This window comes from Hyphomicrobium sp. 99, assembly GCF_000384335.2.
Classification (GTDB): Bacteria; Pseudomonadota; Alphaproteobacteria; order Rhizobiales; family Hyphomicrobiaceae; genus Hyphomicrobium_B.
Genome location: NZ_KQ031382.1, coordinates 533725 through 553816, shown reverse-complemented (window position 1 = coordinate 553816; position 20092 = coordinate 533725). Strand labels below are relative to the sequence as shown.

The following is a 20092-nucleotide window of genomic DNA, read 5'->3' as shown; positions in this document are numbered from 1 at the left end:
AATTATCGTGCTCCATCGGGAGTTCCTGCTTCTAAAAAGCCTGGAACATGTCGGATCGCCGACTCAGCTGCGCGGCATCATGCCTATGATTTCATCAATCAAGCAGCTGTTCACTAGAATTAGTCCGGAAAACTATCGAATTGGTTTACGAAAACCGCGACATTGCGTTTTTATTGAAACGCTAATGCAGCTTCTATTAAATGAACCCGCATTCTTCTTTGCTCAAACTGGACGCGACCATTCTTTTATTCTAGCGGCAACGGCGGAATAATCGACGGGTTGTAACGACTCCTTCGACTACCTCTTCAGCCAGGAAAGACGCCGCGGCGCCTTCACGTATTGCAGGCCAGCGATTTCACCATCGACGCGAACGAGGCGGCATTTGACGATCAAATCGTCGCCTGGGACTTCTAAATAAAACTCGCCAATCAAACGCTCCGGTTGCGCAAGCTTAATTTTCGCGCCGCCTTCCGATAAATCCAGGAGGGCTCCGGGAAGGCGCTGGTCATCAGCAAGCGCAATAACAGCAGCCTTGTATACGGGCCGGCGGCCAAATTTACGTTTGTCTTGTGGTCGGTCTATGGACAAGCTTGTCTCGATATTTTTGCTTCTATTAACGCTTCCTATTACGCACGCATACATTGGCGAAGGAAAACAAATCTGTAATGGCTCAATGGCTGCCCGATTCGCCTATGTTTGCTCCCCCGCCATCGGGCCTGCCCAGTCTGTGTACAGACTACTTTATCCTACGTGATTCGCCTCGGCGCGGGCTAATCTCGCCTTAAGACATTACGTCTAATTGTTGCAATGGATAGGCTGCCCATGAACCCGGCTTGAGGCCACGGGGCATGATGGCGGCCTGTTCGCCACGGCAGGGTTTGCCATACAGAATATCAGGAATGGGACGCCCGTTGATCTAAAGCTATTCGATTTCGACCTTCCTTTGGCCGATGAATGAATGGGGCGGAAATATGCGGGGCTCACCGATTAAAGGCGTCATGGCTTTCAATATCGACGAACTCGTCTATACCGCTCCAATCGCCAAGAAGGGGCGGAAAAGGCGTGCGGCCAGCCCGTATTTCGGCACAAATTCTGATGCGCAAGCGTTCGCTTCCGCGCTCGATCAACTGGGCATCGTTTCGATTGCAGATCCCAATGGCCGGATCGTTCACGCAAATGCCGAGTTTTTGCGAATTAGCGGTTACACCGCCGAAGAGGTCGCGGGCAAAGACCACTCCATACTGAATTCCGGCCACCACCCAAAAGAATTCTGGGCAGATGCCTACGAAAAACTGCGTAAAGGCGAAACTTGGCGGGCACCCGTAAAAAACAAGGCGAAGGACGGTACGCACTATTGGGTCGACTCAATCGTGGTACCGCTCAAGAGCAGAAATGGGCGGGGCAAAGGCTTCCTGTCGTTTCAGATCGACATTACGACTGCCGTCACGCTTCACATGGCGTTGCAGGATCGCAATGCGCTGCTGCAAGCCGTAGTCGACAGCTTTCCGGGTGGCCTTACCGTTTTCGATCGCGACCTTCGCTTGCTTCTCTGCAATCGCAAACAGCGACAGCTACTCGAATATCCGGATTCGCTTTTCGAAAAGTCTCCCCCGTCTCTGGAGGACCTCTACCGTTTCAACGCCAATCGCGGAGAATATGGTCCGGGCGATGCGGAAGAGCAGGTGCGCATTCGCGTCGAACGCGCACGCAAAAGCGAGCCCCACATCTTTGAGCGTCAGCGGCCCAACGGAACATATCTCGAGATTCGTGGCACGCCATTGCCTGGCGGCGGCTTCGTGACAGCTCATCTCGACGTCACCGAGCGCAAGCGGTATCAGGAAACGATCGGGCGGCTTGCACACCAAGATGTTCTGACCGGCCTTCCCAATCGTGCGCTTTTCCAGGAGCGCATCCGACAGGGCCTGAAACACGTGCAGAACGGCTCCTCTTTGGCACTTCACTGCCTCGACCTCGATCGTTTCAAATCCGTCAACGACACGCTTGGGCATCCGATCGGCGATTCTCTTCTCGTCGCAGTCGCAGCAAGACTTCGCGCCGAGATCCGCGAAACGGATACGGTCGCGCGGCTCGGCGGCGATGAATTTGCAATTATTCAAGTAGCGCCAAAATCAATCGAAGAGATCCAGGCGCTTGCAAAGCGCGTCATCAGCGCGTTTGCCGAACCATTCGTCCTCGAGGAGAATACAGTCTCGATCGGAACGAGCATCGGGATTGCCGTTGCACCGACGGACGGCGTCGATGCCGAGCAGCTGATGATGAATGCCGACATGGCTCTTTACCGGACGAAATCGGTCGGCAGGGGCACGTATGGCTTTTTCGAACATTCGATGCACGAACGTCTACAGACGCGCCACCAAATCATCATGGGGCTGCGCGAGGCGATCGCCAACAGCAAGTTCGAACTCCATTATCAGCCGATCGTTAATGTCAAAACGCGCAAGATCGTCGGCTGCGAGGCATTGATCCGCTGGTCACATCCTGTACGTGGCCTCATTCCCGCTCACGAATTCATTCCGATCGCTGAGGAATGCGGTTTGATCGGTCAGATCGGCGATTGGGTGCTGAAGACAGCTTGCGCCGAGGCGAGCCTCTGGCCCGACGACATCTGGGTTGCCGTCAACATTTCGCCTGCACAGTTCCGGGGCCAGGATCTTGTCGAGAAGGTCACCAACGCATGCAGAGGACTGCCGCTCTCCAGGCTGATACTTGAAATTACAGAGACGCTTCTGATGAAGGATCGGGACATCGCCTCCGAAACGCTCGAGCGCTTGCGCAAGATGGGCGTTAGATTTGCCATCGACGATTTCGGAACGGGCTTCTCGTCGCTCAGCTACCTGCAAAGCTTTCCATTCGATAAAATCAAAATCGATCGCTCCTTCGTCTCCGACGTCGCCAACCTCAAGCGTTCGGCTACGTTGCGCCGATCCATCATCCAACTCGGGTACAATCTCGGCATGACCAGCGTCGGAGAGGGTGTCGAGACCGAACAACAGCTCGATCGATTACGTGCCGAAGGATGCGTCGAGGCGCAGGGCTTTTTGTTCTCTCGCGCCGTACCCGCCGCAAAGCTCCGCACTCTATTCTCCAAACCTCTTTGAGGTCGCGTGGGCTCGGCTCGCCAATTCCAATTCCTATAATCTGAGAGATATGACTCGTGTTGAAGGCACTTTTGAAAATCGCGGAACCGGCGAGACCTTCCTTCCCGCGCTCGCGTATTTCCAACGAGCCGGATGAAGGCAATGCACTCTTCGAGGCGCTCGTCTGCGAATTTCATTGGGCCGCGCTCCAAATCGGCGCGATTGCGAGCTGCATGAATGCAAGCTTGGCTTTCGACCGGACTTGGATGCTTCGAACATGCAGCAACCTCGTTCCCGTCGAAGCGCCGGTCGTCAAGGTCGCGCTACGAGCGTGGCAGGACATCGGAATTTCAGGCGAGCTGGCCGCATCGATCAGCAAGATCTATTTCGATTTGTCGGACGCCAAGAAGTTGGCGATGCCGTTGATCGAAAGCGCAGGGGCCTTCTCGGGGCCGAGCATACCCGTCGCGAAACTAGAGCAAATTTCTGCACTCTGGCGAAAACTCGCCGAAGATTGCAAGATCGCGGTTGGCCGTCTCGAACCGGAGACGCGCTGGCGCTTCAATGGCGTTTACACCGGGAATGCGCTTGTCCTCGGCAAGTTTCTACAAGACGCGCTTGCTGGCGGTTTTGGATGCGTCAATCAATTCGGTGAAGTCGCAATTCCGGTCCTGCCGCAACGCCGGAAGACGCCGAGATATGTTTTGCTGCAACCCTGCAAGATCAGCGATAAAGCGGGCGTCTCAATCGCTTTCGCACGCGATATTTCAAAAAACGGAATTGGTCTTGATTGCGAGCGTGATCTCGCATTGAAGGAACGGGTTTTCGTTGAGCTTCGCAATGGACGAAAGATGAGAGGTATCGTCGCCTGGTCTCACAACAAGAAGGTCAGCGTTCAGTTCGATGAGCCACTATCCGATGACGATCCGTTGATCGCGAGATCATAGTTCTCGCTACGTGCTCGGTGGCGCAAATGCTATTCGTCTGCAATGATACGATTGCGGCCGGCTGCCTTCGCTTCATAAAGCTTAGAATCAGCTCGATCTAAAAGGGAGTAGCTATCCTCGCCGGGCCGCAATTCGGCAATCCCGAAGGATGCTGTGACCTTCCCGATGGGCTGACCCGTTCGATGGTGCATCCATTTCTTGCTTTCGAGCTCACCACGGATCTGTTCCCCGAGATTTTTTGCGCCATCAAGCCTTGTTTGCGGCAGCAATACGATGAACTCTTCGCCGCCATAGCGAGCTGCCGTATCGCGCCCCTTGATGTTCTTTGAGAGAAGCTCGGCAAAGCGTCTCAGGATCTCGTCACCGACCGCGTGTCCGAATGTGTCGTTGATCCTTTTGAAATGGTCGACATCCGCCATGATCAGCGAAAGGTAGCCATTTGTTTCGGCTGCGGTTTCAACCTCTCTTGGAAGGTGGACTTCCAACCAATGCCGGTTCTTCAGCGACGTGACGGCATCGAGCATTCCTAGTTTATGGCTATCGCTGAGGCTGACCCTCAGCTTTTCGATTTGCTGTTGCGATTGCTGCAAGCGACCGTTGAGTTCGCGCACTTCATTCTGGATTTTCTTGTTTTCGCTGATCAGCGTTTGGATTATGGCGCGGACGCGTTCTGGCGATGTCGACGCGACCAAAGTGTTGCTCACTTTGGTAAGGGATTCGGAGTGCGACCCGCTGAGCTCGATGTGCTCTTTCACCAGCCGGATCACCGAGAAGACCTCGTCATCCAGTTCCTGTCCTACTTTCTCCAGGCGTTCGGACAAGCGTTCGTCGATTTCCTTCGGCGCTCCAGATGCTATTCGAAAAAACTGCAAGGCGCCCCAAGCGAAAGTCATGCATCCGGCTGCGGTAAATCCGAACAAAAGGGCGAGGGCGAATGGGTGTGAACCCAGCCGCACCAGGCGGCCGCGCGAATCCACTTCGGCAATTTGCCAGGAGACGTCCGACAAAGCCGTCAGGTCAATGTCCGAACGCATCAAGAAATGCCACAACAAAAATGTTGAACAGATCCCTGCGACGCTGACCGACATGATTATGGCGGACGACGGCAATTGCTTCAGTGCTAATGCGCTCATAATCCTGCTCAGCTCAAGGTGGCGAAGGTTTTATGCCTCGCTGGGAAGAACATCTGCCGAGAGAAGTCGCACGTCGGTCTCCACCGGAAACCTGGGGCAGATATGAGGATATCGTCTGCATAGTGAATAATTTCTTCGGTACTGCCAATCGAGATCACTGCGAGAACAGCGAAAGCACGCTTTAATCAGTGGACCGGGTAACGCCGCCTACGGACCATGAGTCGCCAACAGGCGCAATACTCTTTTCGATGATTTATCAAATTAAACGAGGACTACTCGTTTTCAAAATCTAATGCGACGCTGTCACTTAAAACCGAGAGCAATTCTTAAATAGAGTTGCTCTGTAAACACTTTCAATAGATTTCCACTGTAGCTGCCCGTGAGGAGGATGATCAAAAATCCCACAATCAGTTTCGGCACGAAGGTAAGCGTCATTTCCTGGACTTGGGTAAGCGCTTGAAAAAATGCCACCCCGACGCCAATCACCATCGCGGAGCCGACAACCGGGCCCGCCAGGACAATCGTCAGCCAGATCGCTTGTTGAACGATCTCGAGCGCGTCGCCTTCCGTCATGTAGGATAACCGATCGTTACGCCCGCGCTGATCGGCACTTCCTTGCCGTTCGTCAGAATGGCTGTGGACCCCGAAGAATCGATACGTACCGATTGGATGATGCCCGTTGTGCCGTCGGTTCCCTTCAGCGTCAGCCCGATCATGGTGCTGGCCTGGGAGATGTTCGAATTCACAAGAAGCTGATCAAGCTTGGAGTTCGTGTTGATGCCCTGTTCAACGCTCGAAAACTGAGCGATCTGAGACATGTACTGAGTCGAATCCGTCGGATTGAGCGGATCCTGATTCTGCAGCTGGGCGACCATGAGTTTCAGGAAATCGTTGTAATTGAGCGTATTCGACTTCGCTGCCGTCTGGGTTGCGGTTGACGTGGTGTCTGTGCTGCTGGTCGACGAAACTGTTGTCATGCGACCTCCTTGCTTTGTTCCTGAGGATTCATTGCGGCAGCTTCCAATGGAAGCAGCGATCTGACTTTCTTCAATGCATCGAACGGACGATCGCTATCGAGCAGCTCCGAGGTATCGAGGAGACCCTGCCTAAGAATGCGGTCGCCAACGCTTCCGAGAAGATTGGCAACCGACTCCCGCGCCATTGTCCTTGCCTTCATGTGCAATGAAGGATCCATCAGCATCATCTGAATCATGAAGTAGAGCTGCTTGAACGGCGTCGTGGTGTCCTCGGGCTTCATCACGTGCTGCTCGAGAAGGAAGATCACATCGTTCATGAGCTCTAGGCTGACCTTGCGGTCGACGCGCAAGACGCCGCCGTTGATGAAGATCCGCTCGCCGGCACGCAGCGTGATTTTCAAGCCGCCCGCCATCACAATCCTTCCGCGATGACGTTCGAAACGTCGATCAGGCCAGCAAAATTCTTCGAGTTTCCTTTGCTGATCGCGTCGGCTTCCTTGAGCATCCAAATGCCGATCGAAATGAGGCTCGCACGGATTTCATCCGGCAACCCATTCTCGGGCTTCGCGAGATCGTCGAGGAAGAAACTCCAAAGCCGATTGAGAAAGAAGATGGCATCAATCGCTTCACGCGACTGCGGCCCAGCTTTCTCAGCCGACTTTAGAAGGGCGACTGACTGTTCAATAGCCAGGCGCTCATTTTCGCGTTGCCGGCTACTCGATTCGCTCATCGTCTCTTCGTATGAGAACTTGTACATCTTTTGCTTTCCAGAAGCCCTGCTCTAGATGCCGCCTAAGCTCACGACAGGTAGTCCATGATGGTGAGATTGTTCAGCTTGTTCGTGATGGAGTACGCCGCTTGAAGCGCGGTCGAAATGTCCGACAGCCGCGTGGTGACAGCGGCCGGATCGACTTGCTCTAAGTTGTCGATAGATTTCGTCAAGAAGTCGATCTGCGTGCTGATCTGGTCGTTTGCGCTCGTAACGCGTTGCTGCGCGACGCCGAGGTAGGACTGGACTTGTGTAAGTCCACCCGTTGCGTTGGCGGTGAGATCTCTCGCCTTTGCAATGATCACTTGCTGGGTCCCACTGTTAAGGTTTGCAAAACCCAACCCCGCGATCATCGTGAATGCTTCAGTTAGAGCGCGGAAGTTGCTGTCGTTGGCCGTCACCGAAGTATTGGCTATTTCGGTACGCGAAATCCGGCTGCTCACGGATTTGTCCGACGCGGACGACCAAATGCTGGACCAATTGGAACTCGAGAAAAGATCAGCAAACTCGTTATCAAGGAAATCCTGCATGTCCGAGGGCGAGATATTCGCGGCCTGGGGATCGGTAGGAGCGAAACCGAACTTGGCGGTGAACGCGCTCGTTACTGCCTGCTGTCCGGTGGACGGAGGAGTTCCGAGAAAATCTTCCATCGGCTTGACGTCCGAATTGATGCCCGCGAACAGATACTGTCCGTCGAGCGACGTGTTCATCTGGTCTTGCAGCGTTTGCAAGCCCGATTGGGCGGCCTGAATGATTGTTTGAGGCGACGTCGATGCCGACCCGCCGCTGATCAAGGCCGACAAGAAACTCGATGTGCTCGTGGCGACGGTCTGCAGCGACGATTGCGAAGCTTCCATACGGGCTGAGACTAGGTTGTTCGAATTCTTGATAGCCTGAATCTGCTCGAGGTCCTGGCGCATCGAAATGCTGACGCCGGTCGTTGCTCCAAGGGTCACACCGACATCGGCGTGTCTTCCGGTTGCAAGTTCTTTCTGGGTGTCGACAAGCTGCGATTGCAAACGCGCGATTGACCGGCGCGTTTCATCGGACAGAGCAGAGGACGATATGAACGATGTCGAGATCATGATGTCAGCTGACCGCCTGGAGGAGTGTTGCGAACATATTGTCGACTGTGTTTATCAGCCGCGAAGACGCCTGGTAGGTTCTTTCCAAATCGAGCAGGTTCGTCATCTCTTCATCCAGGTTCACACCTGTGTCGCTCGAAAGCGCAGAGCTGGCGCGATCCGCCAGGGTTTGGCGCGACTCCGCTTCTGCACTAGCGGACTGCCTCAAAGCCTCGAGCCAAGACACCGAGGATTTCGCGTAGTCGGAAACGGAGGCCGATTGCGTAAGCTGTGCTGAGCCGTCGAATGAGCGCGATGTTCCGAGATTTGTTATGAGCTGCTGAATCCTATCAGTATAGGAAGCGGTGCCTGTCGTGTTGTACGTGTAGGCCGCATTGCCCGCGATGCCGCCATCTCTGATGAGGGTCGGATCCCCGCCTTGCGAGGGATCGACATTCGGATTGACCTTGATCGAGCCGGCCAGGCCGGCCACGAGGGTTCCGGATGCAGGAATCGCGGGGCCGCCGCCATAAGTAAATAGACCTGTTGCGTCCGGCAGCGTCGGAGACGCGGACTGATCGGTTTCGGCGGTCGCTTCGATCAAACCACGGGCAATTTCGTCGAGCTGGCTCTGATAGGTAAGAGCGATGTTATCTCTGACTTCCACCAAGCCAGCGAGATTGCCGGAGCTGATCGACATCGTATGCGAGGTGCCAGCAATTGGAACGCCGTCGGCGTAGATCGGAGAGCCGACGGATCCCGGTACAAGATTTCCCGAAGCGGAGAATGTTACTTGCCGCGCTGTCTTATCGAAAAGCGTAACACCGCTGTCGGTGTATATCGCCATATCGCCGCCCGCGCGCGTAACGGTTCTTATGCCGACCTCATTCGACAGCTGTTTCAGAACTGCATCCCGCTGATCGAGAAGATCGGTGATATCGATACCGCTGGCCGTTCCACTCACGACGCTCTGGTTCAGCTTCTCAAATTGTGAAAGCAGGTTGTTGACGTTGGAGACCGACGTTGCGATATCGGCGTCGGCCTGATTGCGCATATTCGTCACCGCTTCGGTGGCCGAATTGAGAGACGACACCAACGATTGCGCTGCCGAGACGACGGTCGCTCCAACTGCGCTATTCTGCGGGGTTGCCGAATAATTCTGAAGCGCAGAGTTCAGCTTGGAGATGAGCCCCGCCGGCGATGTGGCGGTATCCGTGTCTCCAACCGTGTACTCGAGTTGATTGAGCGCCGAGTTGATGACTGTTTGCGTCTGATTATTTGAGTTCGCGCTCAAATACGTGTCGAGCAGTAGTTTGTTTGCCGTACGGGAAATGGAGGCGACGCTTACGCCGCCCCCCGCCACAGTTATGACGTTTGCGATCTTGCGAGTCGCGCTGGAATCGCTCATGCGCGCGATGTTCTGCGACACAACCGAGATTTGCTCGGAAACAGTCGACAAACTCGAACGCGCGTTGCCGACACTCTGTGTAAGCGTCATATGCTGGGCCTTTACCTTTTAGTTCCTCGTCAACGAACTAGATTTACGAGAACATCCAATAGCTCGGTGCCGGTCTGAAATACTTTGGAGTTAGCAGAGTAGTTGCGCTGCGCCTGAACCATGGTCGTCAGCTCGGAGGCGAGATCGACCGTCGTATTCTCAAGCGCACCGGAAATAACCTTGCCGAAGCCGCCGGAGTTGGCGGAGCCGAGTTGCAGATCGCCAGAGCTCTTATTCGTCGCGAAGACGTTGCCGGAGATTGCCGTAAGGTTGTCGGGGCTTGCCACCGTTGCGAGCGGGATCTTGAAAGCGTCGACGCGCGATCCATCGGCGTAAACTGCCGTGACGATACCGTCGTTGCTGATTTCAAGTCTGTCGACAGCCGTCGGGGGGCTGCCGTTTGCGCTTGCATTCTGTGGGGTGTAAGCGGCCGCGAGCTGCGTCATCTTGCTGATGTCGAGCGTCATCGTCGCCCCGTTCGGGATATTGACGCTGAGCGCTGCCGGCGTTGGAGACGTGAGCTTACCCGTCGCGGGGTCAAACGTCATTGTCGCCGTCGTCAGCTGCGAACCTGCCGCATAAGGGAAGCCGCCGGAAGCCGAGGAACCGTTAGCATTATAGACGGTGACTTCCCACGTGTTGGCCGCCGTTTTCGTAGAGTAGATGTCCAGAGTGACCTGATGCCCGAGGTTGTCATAGGTCACGATTGACGTTTTGCCGGCGTATTCCGCAGTCGCAGCGTTGGCGGACGGAAGATTTGCTGCAACGGTGACGGCATTGTCCGCCGGAAGATTGACGTCAAACGTTCCACTGGTCGAAGGCGTTGCCTTCATGCCCAGGCCGGCCGTGCTGACAACCTGAAGGCCTGCCGCGCTGTTGATGACCGAGCTCGAGCTGCCATCGAGAAGATTATAGCCCAGCAACTTGAAGCCCGCCGCGTTGACGAGATCTCCGGTGGAATCAGGAATAAAACTTCCGGCGCGCGTCAAATAAGGTGTGCCCGAGGCGCTCTCGACCATGAAGAAGCCGTTGCCGCTGACGGCAAGGTCTGTCGGGGATTTTGTATACGTGAAGTCGCCCTGCGCCGAGATCGCGCGGCGGGCAATGGTCGACACGGAGCCCGGCACGTAATTCGCGACGCTCCCCTCAGCGATGAGCGTTGCGAATTCTGTCGATGCTGCCTTGTAACCGGTCGTATTGATATTCGCGATGTTGTCCGCGACCGTGCCCATACGGTCAGACTGGACAGACATTCCCGAAACGCTCGTAGTCATTACTCCGTAGAGACCCATCGACATTCTCCTCGTCGCGCAAAATGCTCGGAGGCATTGAACCATCTGGGCCTTGCGTGAGACTGGTTGGCGCCTTGTGTTCAGGCTGCAGAGCGTCGTCGATTGCAAACTCTTTCAAGCGGTAACCGAGGAATCTCTGGGAATCGATCGGATCGTACCCGAGCTTCTGCTTCAATCGTTTGCGGAGCCGGCTGATGTGGCTTTCAATGACGTTCTCGTGGATCTCGTCATTAAAAATCCCGTAAACGCGGTTGAATATCTGCGTTTTGGTGATCCGCGTATTTCGGCTCAGCACTAGACATTCCAAAATTCGCCGTTCACGCCGTGGCAAGGGCAGGACGTCGCCGTTCACGATCGGATCGCGGCCGTCGAAGAAGATCCTGATACCGCCGACATCCACGCACTCGTCGGTGATCTGCATGCGGCGGCGAATTGCGCCGCTGCGCGCCAAAATTTCTCGAACATGAAATGGCTTCGCGAGCACGTCGTCGAAACCGAGAGAGAAAAGCTCAAGCGTTTCGCTCAGCGCTCTCGCTTCGATCAGGCCGATAAGCGGCGCCCGGCATCGCGACCGGATGCGCGCCGAAATCTGCCGCCGGCTTGAAACCGTGCCGAGCAGAAAACCTTCGATGACGGCAACATCCGAGTCATTGATGAGCTCGAACCACTCGAAGAACTCAGATGGATCTACAGCTGTAGCTGCAATCCCCTCTCGTTCGAAACACGCAACATACCCTCCCGCGACCGTCGAACGGTCGTCAAGCACAACGAACATGTTGCCCCCCAAGCCCCGCAAATCATTGGCAACAAAGGGAATACAGTGATTCACGTCACTTATTAACATTTATTTCATTATTGCTTGCGGCCGAAAAGACACGGCAAATCAATCGAGGTTACACTCGATGCAGATACATGAATCTTCCCATTTATTCCGCACAGAGCCTAATTGCGAATTCAAATCGCTATAATTTTATATGTTTTACTTTCGGCTCCGTAACCGAATTGCTGTTCAATGAAATAACCGATCGCTCGACCGCGGATAGGATCAATTCCTTATCGATAAGCGTTTGGAGAGAATTACGCATTAATCGCTGCGAAACGGGTGGATTTGTTTAGGTGCGCAATATGAGGCAAACGACAATCCGAGATTTCATTCGCGCCTTGACAACTCCCGATGCTATCGCGGAGGACGTCCCCTCGGACGATCGCCGCAATGCGGCCAGGCATGAAGCGCGCCAACATGTGGCGCTTCGGTTTCGAAGCTCGCGTTTGATCTGCGATTTGACTGATCTTTCCGAATCGGGAGCAAAGATCAGCGTTCTCGACGGCATCGTTCCGGACGTTGACGAAACCGTATCGCTGACGCTGTTTGATGGCACGATCATCGTCGGCAGGGTTTCGTGGCTGAAGGACAGGCATATCGGGGTTGAGTTTGTGACGCCGGTAACGGATGTCGACGAACGGCTCGACTTTGAAAATCTCGGCAGAAATTATTATCAAAAGGCCGTCCGGCTTCAGAAATCGGCCCGCCGCGTCTAGTATTTTCTCGGTTTAGGGCCGTCAGCGCTCCGCAAGCCGCATTCGATAACGTGCTTGGCTTCACGGGCCCTTTTTCTTCCGGCTATGCCAAATGCGACTGCGGACGCCGCTTCCGTCGAGCTTTGATAATCTGATCGACGATCTGTTCGCCCGGGAGGACGAGCTTGGTCGTGCGCCTAGGCATTCGCGTAAATTTTCGCTTAACAGTCTTGAAGCAGCATGGGACCTCGCAGCGAAAAAGCGCTCAGGCATCAGTTCCCACGCTCCGCAGCCACGTCGCAGAAACTACGGCGACGACGACACCAGTGATCTCGGACTACCCGAGGCTTTTCTCGATCCTAACAAAATATTGCTCGAGCTGGGGCTCACTACGAACGTCTCCGAAGCAGATATTTCCATTCTCCGGCGTGAGTTCGCCTTGCGCAATCATCCCGATCGCGTTCCATCTGAGCTCAGGCCACTTGCAACGCAACGGATGATGATCGCCAACGATCTCATGGACAGATACGTGGCGCGGCTGCGCAAGTCTTGCGGTTAATGATCCGCGAGGAATTTGCTAAAATGCAAAGGGCTTTGTTGGCGGTATTACCATCAATGCCGTGTAAATTGTCTCTCACTGACAATAACCGATGATGAGCGGTGAGGGACTAAAAATGGAAGATGCGCGTGCTGATCTCGGAGCGCTGAACACGCGGATGGCGGGGATCGGTTCACGTCTCAGCGGAGACTGGGCGGAGAAATTGCAGCAACAGTTGCATCTCGATCTCGGAACGGCGGAATGCGCCTATTGGCATTCAGGCTATTATCAAGCCCTCGCGGACGTCATCGATCTCATGACGAAACCTCACGCTATCGCCGACACCGCGGACATGCCCAGTCGGTGCCTGGCGGCCGGCTAGGGTGTAAAAAGTTTCCGACGGGCAGAAACTGATGAAACATTTCGCATTCTTTTTCGAAGGCGAGCCGCTCTTCGGCGAAATGGCGAAATTTGAACTGCGATGCGGTTCCGATGTGCGCTTTCAGTTTTGATTTCAGATTTTCGCCCGCGCTGCCAACATAGCTGATCGAGAACCGGCCGAGGTGATCGGTAAAACCGAGCGCGTAGGCGCCCGGACAATTTTCGGCGAGTTCTTCATCGATCGCATCAGCTGCGAGCGAGAATGGGCCATGCAGGCCGCTGCCTATAAGTTCCTGCTGCGACATCTAACGTCACCTAAATATAAACTGCACCGCCCGCACGACTGTTAGTCGGGTCGCCGGCGGCGGTCTTCTGTGAATGATCTTGCGGACGGCGCTGCGCCTGATCGGACGTCGCACCGTCGCGACGTTGAGAATTCCCGTCTTGCTGTCCTGCAAAGTTTGAGCGCGCCTGATCTCCTTCGCGCGATGGCGATCCGTTCGTTTGCTGTCCATTCGAGCTCATTGCGTTGCTCGACGAAATATCGGTGATCTTCAGACTTGCGACGTCGTAGCCCGCATCTCGCAGTCCTCGTTCCAAGGACGTGCGATCATCGTTGAGAATCTTTGCTGTCGCCGCTTTCGAAGCATCTGCTTCTATCTCTAACGAATTCGACTTGAGACTCATGCGCAATCTTACGGAGCCGAGGTCCGGCGGAGAAAGGGTGAGGTCTAACGAACGCAAAACCGGCGGCGGCGACGGCGCACGGTCCTGAAGATCCGCGGTCGCTGTACTTGGCGCTAATTCTCCGGCTTTTCCTGCAAGGGCATCAAGGACACCGTTGCGAACTTGCGTCGTCACATTTCCTGCGTTCTGCGCGGGCTTTGGATCCACCGAGAAAACCCGATCGATCGAATTGGATGATTCGGATTGAGAGGCCTTGGCGCTCGCCGCATCGGTGGTGGCCGGCTGTTGGAGATGCGGACCGGTTTGATCTTTATCGGGGAGGAACGAATTATCGGGCGTGTCCGCTGCCGGTCCCGTAACAGCTTGCACCTGCGCTCGCGGCAATGGGTCAGTCGGCGAATCTGCCGGCTTTTGCACTGATGCCGATACGCGTGGCGAGGAGAAACCACGCGGCGCGAGACTCTCTTCGGATTGCAATCCGGATGCCTGCAATGCTGCGGCGACGATAGTTTTATCGTTGAAATTCCAATGGGTCTCTTGACCGTTGACGGTCGCCGGGGTCGGCTCCATCGCGCTCGAGAGCACGTCGGGCTGCAGTTCCTGCTGCGGAAGCGACACGTCTTGAGTTGCAACGTCCGCCGCTTTGGGACCGTCGCCACTCGGCATCAAGCGCGCCTTGGCATCGATCAACGCGGCAATACTATCCTGGCTCAACAGACTGGCTGGCCGGATAGGGCGCTGTGAATTTTCGGCGGATTGCGGAACAGTTTCGGGTGTCTTCTGCTCGATGGGAATATTGCCGGCAACAGCAGCAACGAGCGTGCTTTGGGGCCAGTTGTCGGTTCGCTCGACATTGGAGCCGGGTTTCGGCTCTTGCTGCCCGATGCTGTCAATCGTTTCTGCGAACGACGCCTCACTGTCGGCAGCATCGGATTTAGTCGGCTTTCGCGAAGATGATTTTTCAGTACGGCTCACAGCGCGATCGGAAGTCGCCGCCACTTTGGGCTTCGAATAATCTTCCGCGACGTCTTGAGAATCGGACTTGTCATCTTGCGTTTGCTTGGAGCCTTCCCGGTGCGCGGATACGCGGCCACGGACGGACTGCAAAAGCTGATCGACCGCGCTTGGCGCGGGGCCGCTGACTGATGCTGTCATTTTTCACTCCGTGCGATGATCTGATCGGCTTCTTTTATAAGCGCATCGGCCTTGCCGAGAACGGCCGCAGCTTTCGGGAAGATCGGGTCTTCAGGCGTTGGGCCGCCGGCCGGGGCTTTGGTTCCCTGCGCGGACATGCCGTAGCGCGCGTTATCCATTTTTTCGCCGACGACGGAATTTGCGATGAAACCCGCGACTTCGCGAATTTCCGTATCCTCATCCGAAAGGCGATCGGCCGCGATCTGATTCAATGCCAGCAGAGCATTTCTTGCATCGGCGGAAGGAGCCTCTGCCGCCGCTCGATAGAGACGCGCCTTGTCCAATATTTCGGGAGGTGCGTCACTTATCTGCAAAATTCTTTCCGCTGCAGCGCGTGCGAGTTTCAACCTGCCTTGGAGGAGCGCTTCGCCCGAGAGATCGATAAAAAGCTCTGACGCAATCTGCATGTTTTCGGGATCGAACGAAGCGGCTAGCCTGTCGACGGTTTCGGAGCCGTCCATATCGCTGCGTTTTCCCGTTGCCTCCGCGAAGTCGCGAAACAGCTTCCACGCATAAATCGATTTTCCGAACTCGCGGACGTAACTCGTCGTCATCATTAGCGCGCGATCTTTCTGCCCCATGCTGATGAGAATAGGAATCTCTCTTCGTGCAGCGGCTTCATCGATTGCGGTGTGCGGACAAGCGAGACGGGCATCGTCAAGCAGCTCGACTGCCTTTTCGCGATTGTCGTCGAGATAGAGCGATGCCCGGGCGAGCGCGAATGGCCCGACCAGGCTGACATCGAGCGATCTCGGATCGATCTCCAAGAATAATTTCCGAGCGGCCCTCGTCTGCCCCTGCGCGAAGCTCACGATGCCAGACGCCAACTTCTGGTCGGCTGATCCGAGCGTATTGCCATCGATCAGCGGCCCGAGGACATGCGCATCGCCGCCGCTCAATACATAAAGCAAGCTCGTGCGGACGTTGACGTAGTCTTTCCAGTCTTCCGGGCCGAACTGGCGAACTTCGTGGGCTATATCGTTCAGCAGTCGGCCCTGCTCAGCAAGTGCCGCGCGATCACCATGAATGATTTTGTCTTGAACGGCGCCCAGTCGCTCGACGAGGCGCAGGATATCCTTACTCGCCCGAAGCTCATCTGACGATTTTTCAGCGTACGAGGGGACGGCATGATCGCCACGCGGATCAGGCTTTTTCTGGCCGAAGATCAGCGCCGGCCGGAAATAAAAGGCCGAGCCGGCTGCGACTCCAGACAGTGCGACGACAGACGCTGCAGAAATCAGCGCGAGCCGCTTCATTTCTGAGCCTCTTTAATAAGGATGTCGATCCGTCTGTTCTGGGCAGCCAAAGTATCGGATGGAATTTTCGGGTCGCGGTCGGCGCGGCCCTCGATGGCGGTAACGCGCGTTTCCGGGATGCCGCTGCGTACCAGCATGTAATAGGCCATTTGCGCGCGCGCAGCGGAGAGCCGCCAGTTATCGTAGTTTGCGTTTTTGTAAGCTCGACTATCGGTGTGACCGCGCACTACGATCGTTCCGTTGTGGTCGCCCAGGACCCCTCCGATCTTCTCCATCACAAGAACAAGCTCCGGGCGCGGCTTTGCTGAACCGACCTCGAACATGCCGAAATGTGCGTCGTCCGTCAGGCTGATGAGCACACCTTCGGGAGTCGCCTTTACCTCGACGTGCGGCAGATCTCTTGCGACATCGGAAATTGCCTTGCTGATGTCATCCTCGAGCTTCTTCGCCTCCTCGTCCTTATCCTTGTCCTTTTGCTTATCCTGATCGTGCGTCTTGTCTTCTTTCTTAAGCTGATCGAGAGCAGCCGGTGCCTGCTTCGCTGCGACGTCCAGCTGCTTCGGGCTCGCCAACTGGCTCTGTGCCGGTGGAACAGGTGGCGTCTGCTTCGTCGCCTCGGGAAAAAGCGCCTTCGAATTTTCGGGCGCAACTGCCGCCTTGGCCTTGTCGTTCGATTTGACCGGCGACGTCGGGGCTGGTTGCGGAAGGGGTTTCAATGTGGCCTGGGATTTCCCGGCTCTTCTATTGGTGCGATCGAACGGATCGCTCACGTTACCGTCGGCCGGACTTGATGCCGTCGTCGGTGAATTGGCTCTTGCTTCGTCCGCAAGTTTCTCAAGGAGATCGCCAGGATTATCGAAAAGCGCCTGCTCCTTTTGAGCTTCTGAACTCTTCCCGCCAGCTGCGGCGCTCGACTTCTGCGCCGCCTCGTCCATCGCGTCGCCGGATTTTTCTTTGCTCTCTTGCTCGGCCTGCTTCGTCTGCTGGGGGTCAACGACCTGCTTCTCGAAGCCTTTTTTGCCTCTTTCCTCAGATGGCTTGGTAGCCGTCTCGGTCAGGTCCTCAAGGCCTTTCGGGGCCGCGAAGCGATCCGTCAACCGCATCGGATTGAAGTAGGCGGCGACCTGAACGATCGTCTTCTTGTCAGCGGCGTTGATGAGCCACATCACTAGGAAGAAAGCCATCATCGCGGTCATGAAATCCGCGTAGGCGATTTTCCAGACGCCGCCGTGGTGCGGCTCGTCGGTGTTGCGCCGACGACGTACAATGACCAGCGGCTGCGATGAAACGTCTTCCTGACCGTTGCTCATGATGTCACTGCCTCAAGCGCGGCAATCCACGCGGAAATATTGACTTCGATTTCGGTCTCTTCGATGTGAGCGCGAATATCGCTATTCTGACTTTCGGAAAATCCGACTTGCAGGCCCTCTATCGGCAAACGTTCGCGAAGGCGCAGGAGGATTTCAGCGGGCGCCTCGATGTGGACCTTCGCGCCTTCGGCAAGTGCTCGTGCGATGGCTTTCTCAAGATCTTGTAACGCGCGTTCGCGCAAGCGTTCGACAAGCCATGGGCGCAGCAACGTCGCGACGCGTTCTTCGATGCTCGCCTCGATGAGCTTGGTGACGTTTTCCAAACGCGCCGCCAGAAGATCGGCGCAGTCGCGTTGCCAGTTTTGCTTCTCTTCGAAAAGTTGCTCCGAATGAAGAGCCATCACTTCGGTCAGCCGAAGCTCGGCATCGGCCTCCGTTTCGGTCCGGCCGTCGGCGTGACCATGGCGATAACCTTCCTCAAAAGCCGATTTTATCTCGGCTTCGTAATCGCGTTCGACGACCGCGTTTTCGCGATCAAAGTCAGACAGGAGCGAAAACGCCGAACTGTGAAGTCTCGTCGTCATCCGTTCTTGACCCAATGCTTCAGGATGGCGGTTGCCTGTTCCTCATCGCTATCGATGATCGCTCCGAGCTTTTCGACCGGACCAAGCGCGAGAGACCGGCCCAAGGAGAATCCACTACCGAAGTCTGAGCCCAATCCGCCTTCGGCTTCGAATGGATTGGCTCCAGGCTCTAGTAACGGCGATGCCATTTCAGGCATGTCTATCGGGGCGGCTCCCGTTCCAGTGATGGACGTGATCGGCGAACCGAGTGCCGCGACGGCGGGACCTTCGATTGCGGCGCCATTTGAAAGCAACGTACGCATGACGGGCCTGAAGCCTGCCATCACGACGATCGCAGCGACCAAAAGAATCGTCAGCGATTTTATTCCCGTGCCTGCAAGGTTCATCAACAATGGCGCCCACCCTGCGGAGGCGGCGTCGGCCTCGAAGGGCGTCGGCGCGAAGTCGACCGCAGCGACGCTGATGTGATCGCCGCGCTTCTTGTCAATTCCGGCCGCCGATAGGGCGATTTTCTCGATTTCCGCGACCTGCTTATCCAGATCTTCGGCCTTCGCGTCCTTGCCAATGACCTCGGAGAGACGCTTCTTGTTTATGACCACCGAGACCGAGATGTTATCGACCTTGTAGCCCTCGCTTGTCGTGGAAGCGGACTTCGTGCTGATTTCGTAGTTGGTCGTCTCTTCCTTGCGATCCTGGGCCTTTTTCGCCTGATCCTTGATCGGGGGGGCTTCGCCCGGAATATTCTGTTCGACGCTGACGTTGGTTTTTGCGGCGTCCTGAGAACTCTGCGCCTCTTTGATGACCCTGGTCGATCGCTCGACCTTGCTCTCGGGATCAAAGTTCGTTTCGCTCGTTTGGTGTTTGTCGATGTTCAGGCGAGCGATTGCGCTGACCTCGAAATTGTCCAGACCCAAATAGGGCGCCAACGTGCGACGGACGCTGTCTTGAATTTGTTGAGCGACGGTCCGTTCAAGCTCGAGCATCTGCACAGGCGCATCGCCCGTTGCGCTTTTGCCGCCACCCAGAATGGTTCCGTCCGTGCCGATCACCTGCACTTCGTCCGGGCTCATTTCCGGAATTGCAGCTGCCACAAGATGTTTGATCGCAGGTGCCGCGGCGGCATCGCCCGCGATGTCGGTTCTAATCACGACCGAAGCTGACGGGGCCTGCTTCTTGACGCGCAGCGCGTTCTGGTCGGGAAGGAAGATATGCACGCGGGCTGCGCGGATGCCCTTCAGATATTGAATGGTGCGCGAGAGCTCACCTTCAAGCGCCCGGACACGGGTGACTTCCTGCATGAAGGAGGTCAGACCCAGGGCGCCAAGCTTGTCGAAAAGCTCGTATCCTGCAGTTTGGCTTCCCGGCAGGCCTTTTTCGGCAAGAAGAGCGCGGGCCTGAGCCGTATCACCGACGGGAACACTCAGCTTGGTGCCGTCGGTACTCGTTTCAAAGGCAATGCCGGCTTCGGTCAGCACAGTGCCCATTCGACTGACGTCGGACGGGGTCAGGCCGACGTACAGCGTGTCGTAGGCCGATCGCGAGGCGAAATAGCTGCCGATCGTTATGAGTGCAAAAACGAATAGGCCGGCCGCGCCGAGGGCGATGAGGCGCTGGCGTCCTAGCCCTTTCAGACTCTGATACAAATTCTCGAATTGACGCCAATCCATCTCTGCAACCTTACCGGCAAAGTTAGATGCCGACGGTAGAGAGGGAACCTTGTGCAAAGGTGACGGGCCGCCTCCGCCGGGCTCGACCCGCTTTAGGGATCGTTGCTCCGGGGATGCGGCCCGTCTGATGCGCCAGTTAGGCTAGACTGGAACGGGTGAAGGGCTCGGCGCCGATATGC

19 protein-coding genes and 1 pseudogene are annotated in these 20092 nt (G+C 56.0%); 5 read left to right on the top strand and 15 right to left on the bottom strand.

Features of this window, described 5'->3' with window-relative positions:
• Positions 1–297: 297 nt before the first annotated feature.
• Positions 298–642, bottom strand: coding sequence for a PilZ domain-containing protein (locus G359_RS02990; RefSeq protein WP_245279912.1), 345 nt, complete (start codon positions 640–642; stop codon positions 298–300).
• Between the two features lie 356 nt (positions 643–998).
• On the opposite strand from G359_RS02990, the gene G359_RS02985 reads away from it, so the two are divergent.
• Together G359_RS02985 and G359_RS02980 are read left to right on the top strand one after the other, a co-directional pair.
• On the top strand, positions 999–3119 hold the full coding sequence (locus tag G359_RS02985) for an EAL domain-containing protein (protein WP_245279911.1): 2121 nt from the start codon (positions 999–1001) through the stop codon (positions 3117–3119).
• A gap of 56 nt (positions 3120–3175) precedes the next feature.
• Positions 3176–4045 (top strand): PilZ domain-containing protein, encoded by an 870-nt coding sequence (locus G359_RS02980; RefSeq protein WP_045834926.1) that lies wholly within the window; start codon positions 3176–3178, stop codon positions 4043–4045.
• Positions 4046–4074: 29 nt separating this feature from the next.
• Here G359_RS02980 and G359_RS02975 read toward each other — a convergent pair whose 3' ends face one another.
• The 9 genes and pseudogenes from G359_RS02975 to G359_RS02935 all read right to left on the bottom strand — a co-directional run.
• Entirely contained in the window at positions 4075–5178 is a 1104-nt protein-coding gene (locus G359_RS02975) for a GGDEF domain-containing protein (RefSeq protein ID WP_045834925.1), read from the bottom strand.
• Between the two features lie 303 nt (positions 5179–5481).
• Positions 5482–5751, bottom strand: coding sequence for a flagellar biosynthesis protein FliQ (fliQ, locus tag G359_RS02970; RefSeq protein WP_045834924.1), 270 nt, complete (start codon positions 5749–5751; stop codon positions 5482–5484).
• Complete coding sequence (gene flgD, locus G359_RS02965) at positions 5748–6155, bottom strand: flagellar hook assembly protein FlgD (protein ID WP_045834923.1); 408 nt, start codon at positions 6153–6155, stop codon at positions 5748–5750. Before flgD ends, fliQ begins: the two co-directional genes overlap by 4 nt.
• Positions 6152–6568 (bottom strand): flagellar biosynthesis repressor FlbT, encoded by a 417-nt coding sequence (gene flbT, locus G359_RS02960; RefSeq protein WP_045834922.1) that lies wholly within the window; start codon positions 6566–6568, stop codon positions 6152–6154. Before flbT ends, flgD begins: the two co-directional genes overlap by 4 nt.
• The gene (gene flaF / locus G359_RS02955; protein ID WP_045834921.1) at positions 6568–6912 is read right to left on the bottom strand and encodes a flagellar biosynthesis regulator FlaF; all 345 of its coding nucleotides are present in this window, start codon (positions 6910–6912) and stop codon (positions 6568–6570) included. The genes flbT and flaF overlap by 1 nt, the downstream gene beginning before the upstream one ends.
• A gap of 41 nt (positions 6913–6953) precedes the next feature.
• Positions 6954–8009 carry a flagellar hook-associated family protein gene (locus G359_RS02950; RefSeq protein ID WP_045834920.1) on the bottom strand — a complete coding sequence of 352 codons (1056 nt, stop codon included), beginning with the start codon at positions 8007–8009 and terminating at the stop codon, positions 6954–6956.
• Between the two features lie 4 nt (positions 8010–8013).
• Positions 8014–9486 carry a flagellar hook-associated protein FlgK gene (gene flgK / locus G359_RS02945; protein WP_045834919.1) on the bottom strand — a complete coding sequence of 491 codons (1473 nt, stop codon included), beginning with the start codon at positions 9484–9486 and terminating at the stop codon, positions 8014–8016.
• 29 nt (positions 9487–9515) lie between these two features.
• Entirely contained in the window at positions 9516–10778 is a 1263-nt protein-coding gene (locus tag G359_RS02940) for a flagellar hook protein FlgE (protein WP_045834918.1), read from the bottom strand.
• Between the two features lie 121 nt (positions 10779–10899).
• Positions 10900–11553: pseudogene (locus tag G359_RS02935) on the bottom strand (response regulator transcription factor); the annotation flags it as partial.
• Between the two features lie 350 nt (positions 11554–11903).
• On the opposite strand from G359_RS02935, the gene G359_RS02930 reads away from it, so the two are divergent.
• From G359_RS02930 to G359_RS02920, 3 genes are all read left to right on the top strand, one after another.
• A complete protein-coding gene (locus G359_RS02930; protein WP_045834916.1) occupies positions 11904–12317 on the top strand; it encodes a PilZ domain-containing protein in 414 nt (137 codons plus the stop codon).
• A 91-nt stretch (positions 12318–12408) separates the two neighbouring features.
• Entirely contained in the window at positions 12409–12855 is a 447-nt protein-coding gene (locus tag G359_RS02925; protein WP_045834915.1) for a molecular chaperone DnaJ, read from the top strand.
• 115 nt (positions 12856–12970) lie between these two features.
• Positions 12971–13216, top strand: a complete 246-nt coding sequence (locus tag G359_RS02920) for a hypothetical protein (protein WP_156150645.1) — start codon at positions 12971–12973, stop codon at positions 13214–13216.
• A gap of 314 nt (positions 13217–13530) precedes the next feature.
• Here G359_RS02920 and G359_RS02910 read toward each other — a convergent pair whose 3' ends face one another.
• The 5 genes from G359_RS02910 to fliF are packed head-to-tail and all read right to left on the bottom strand — an operon-like array spanning position 13531 to position 19913.
• Entirely contained in the window at positions 13531–15057 is a 1527-nt protein-coding gene (locus G359_RS02910; protein WP_045834913.1) for a flagellar hook-length control protein FliK, read from the bottom strand.
• Positions 15054–16352 (bottom strand): hypothetical protein, encoded by a 1299-nt coding sequence (locus G359_RS02905; protein ID WP_045834912.1) that lies wholly within the window; start codon positions 16350–16352, stop codon positions 15054–15056. The genes G359_RS02910 and G359_RS02905 overlap by 4 nt, the downstream gene beginning before the upstream one ends.
• A complete protein-coding gene (locus G359_RS02900) occupies positions 16349–17662 on the bottom strand; it encodes a MotB family protein (protein ID WP_045834911.1) in 1314 nt (437 codons plus the stop codon). The genes G359_RS02905 and G359_RS02900 overlap by 4 nt, the downstream gene beginning before the upstream one ends.
• A complete protein-coding gene (locus tag G359_RS02895) occupies positions 17659–18246 on the bottom strand; it encodes a hypothetical protein (protein WP_045834910.1) in 588 nt (195 codons plus the stop codon). Before G359_RS02895 ends, G359_RS02900 begins: the two co-directional genes overlap by 4 nt.
• Positions 18243–19913, bottom strand: coding sequence for a flagellar basal-body MS-ring/collar protein FliF (gene fliF, locus G359_RS02890; RefSeq protein WP_045834909.1), 1671 nt, complete (start codon positions 19911–19913; stop codon positions 18243–18245). Before fliF ends, G359_RS02895 begins: the two co-directional genes overlap by 4 nt.
• Between the last annotated feature and the right edge of the window lie 179 nt (positions 19914–20092).

Bases quoted from the DNA above. Each gene is read 5' to 3' on its own strand.
- G359_RS02990 (WP_245279912.1), bottom strand. From the start codon at position 642: ATGTATGCGTGCGTAATAGGAAGCGTTAATAGAAGCAAAAATATCGAG.
- G359_RS02985 (WP_245279911.1), top strand. From the start codon at position 999: ATGGCTTTCAATATCGACGAACTCGTCTATACCGCTCCAATCGCCAAG.
- G359_RS02975 (WP_045834925.1), bottom strand. From the start codon at position 5,178: ATGAGCGCATTAGCACTGAAGCAATTGCCGTCGTCCGCCATAATCATG.
- fliQ (WP_045834924.1), bottom strand. From the start codon at position 5,751: ATGACGGAAGGCGACGCGCTCGAGATCGTTCAACAAGCGATCTGGCTG.
- flgD (WP_045834923.1), bottom strand. From the start codon at position 6,155: ATGACAACAGTTTCGTCGACCAGCAGCACAGACACCACGTCAACCGCA.
- flbT (WP_045834922.1), bottom strand. From the start codon at position 6,568: ATGGCGGGCGGCTTGAAAATCACGCTGCGTGCCGGCGAGCGGATCTTC.
- flaF (WP_045834921.1), bottom strand. From the start codon at position 6,912: ATGTACAAGTTCTCATACGAAGAGACGATGAGCGAATCGAGTAGCCGG.
- G359_RS02950 (WP_045834920.1), bottom strand. From the start codon at position 8,009: ATGATCTCGACATCGTTCATATCGTCCTCTGCTCTGTCCGATGAAACG.
- flgK (WP_045834919.1), bottom strand. From the start codon at position 9,486: ATGACGCTTACACAGAGTGTCGGCAACGCGCGTTCGAGTTTGTCGACT.
- G359_RS02940 (WP_045834918.1), bottom strand. From the start codon at position 10,778: ATGGGTCTCTACGGAGTAATGACTACGAGCGTTTCGGGAATGTCTGTC.
- G359_RS02930 (WP_045834916.1), top strand. From the start codon at position 11,904: ATGAGGCAAACGACAATCCGAGATTTCATTCGCGCCTTGACAACTCCC.
- G359_RS02925 (WP_045834915.1), top strand. From the start codon at position 12,409: ATGCGACTGCGGACGCCGCTTCCGTCGAGCTTTGATAATCTGATCGAC.
- G359_RS02920 (WP_156150645.1), top strand. From the start codon at position 12,971: ATGGAAGATGCGCGTGCTGATCTCGGAGCGCTGAACACGCGGATGGCG.
- G359_RS02910 (WP_045834913.1), bottom strand. From the start codon at position 15,057: ATGACAGCATCAGTCAGCGGCCCCGCGCCAAGCGCGGTCGATCAGCTT.
- G359_RS02905 (WP_045834912.1), bottom strand. From the start codon at position 16,352: ATGAAGCGGCTCGCGCTGATTTCTGCAGCGTCTGTCGTCGCACTGTCT.
- G359_RS02900 (WP_045834911.1), bottom strand. From the start codon at position 17,662: ATGAGCAACGGTCAGGAAGACGTTTCATCGCAGCCGCTGGTCATTGTA.
- G359_RS02895 (WP_045834910.1), bottom strand. From the start codon at position 18,246: ATGACGACGAGACTTCACAGTTCGGCGTTTTCGCTCCTGTCTGACTTT.
- fliF (WP_045834909.1), bottom strand. From the start codon at position 19,913: ATGGATTGGCGTCAATTCGAGAATTTGTATCAGAGTCTGAAAGGGCTA.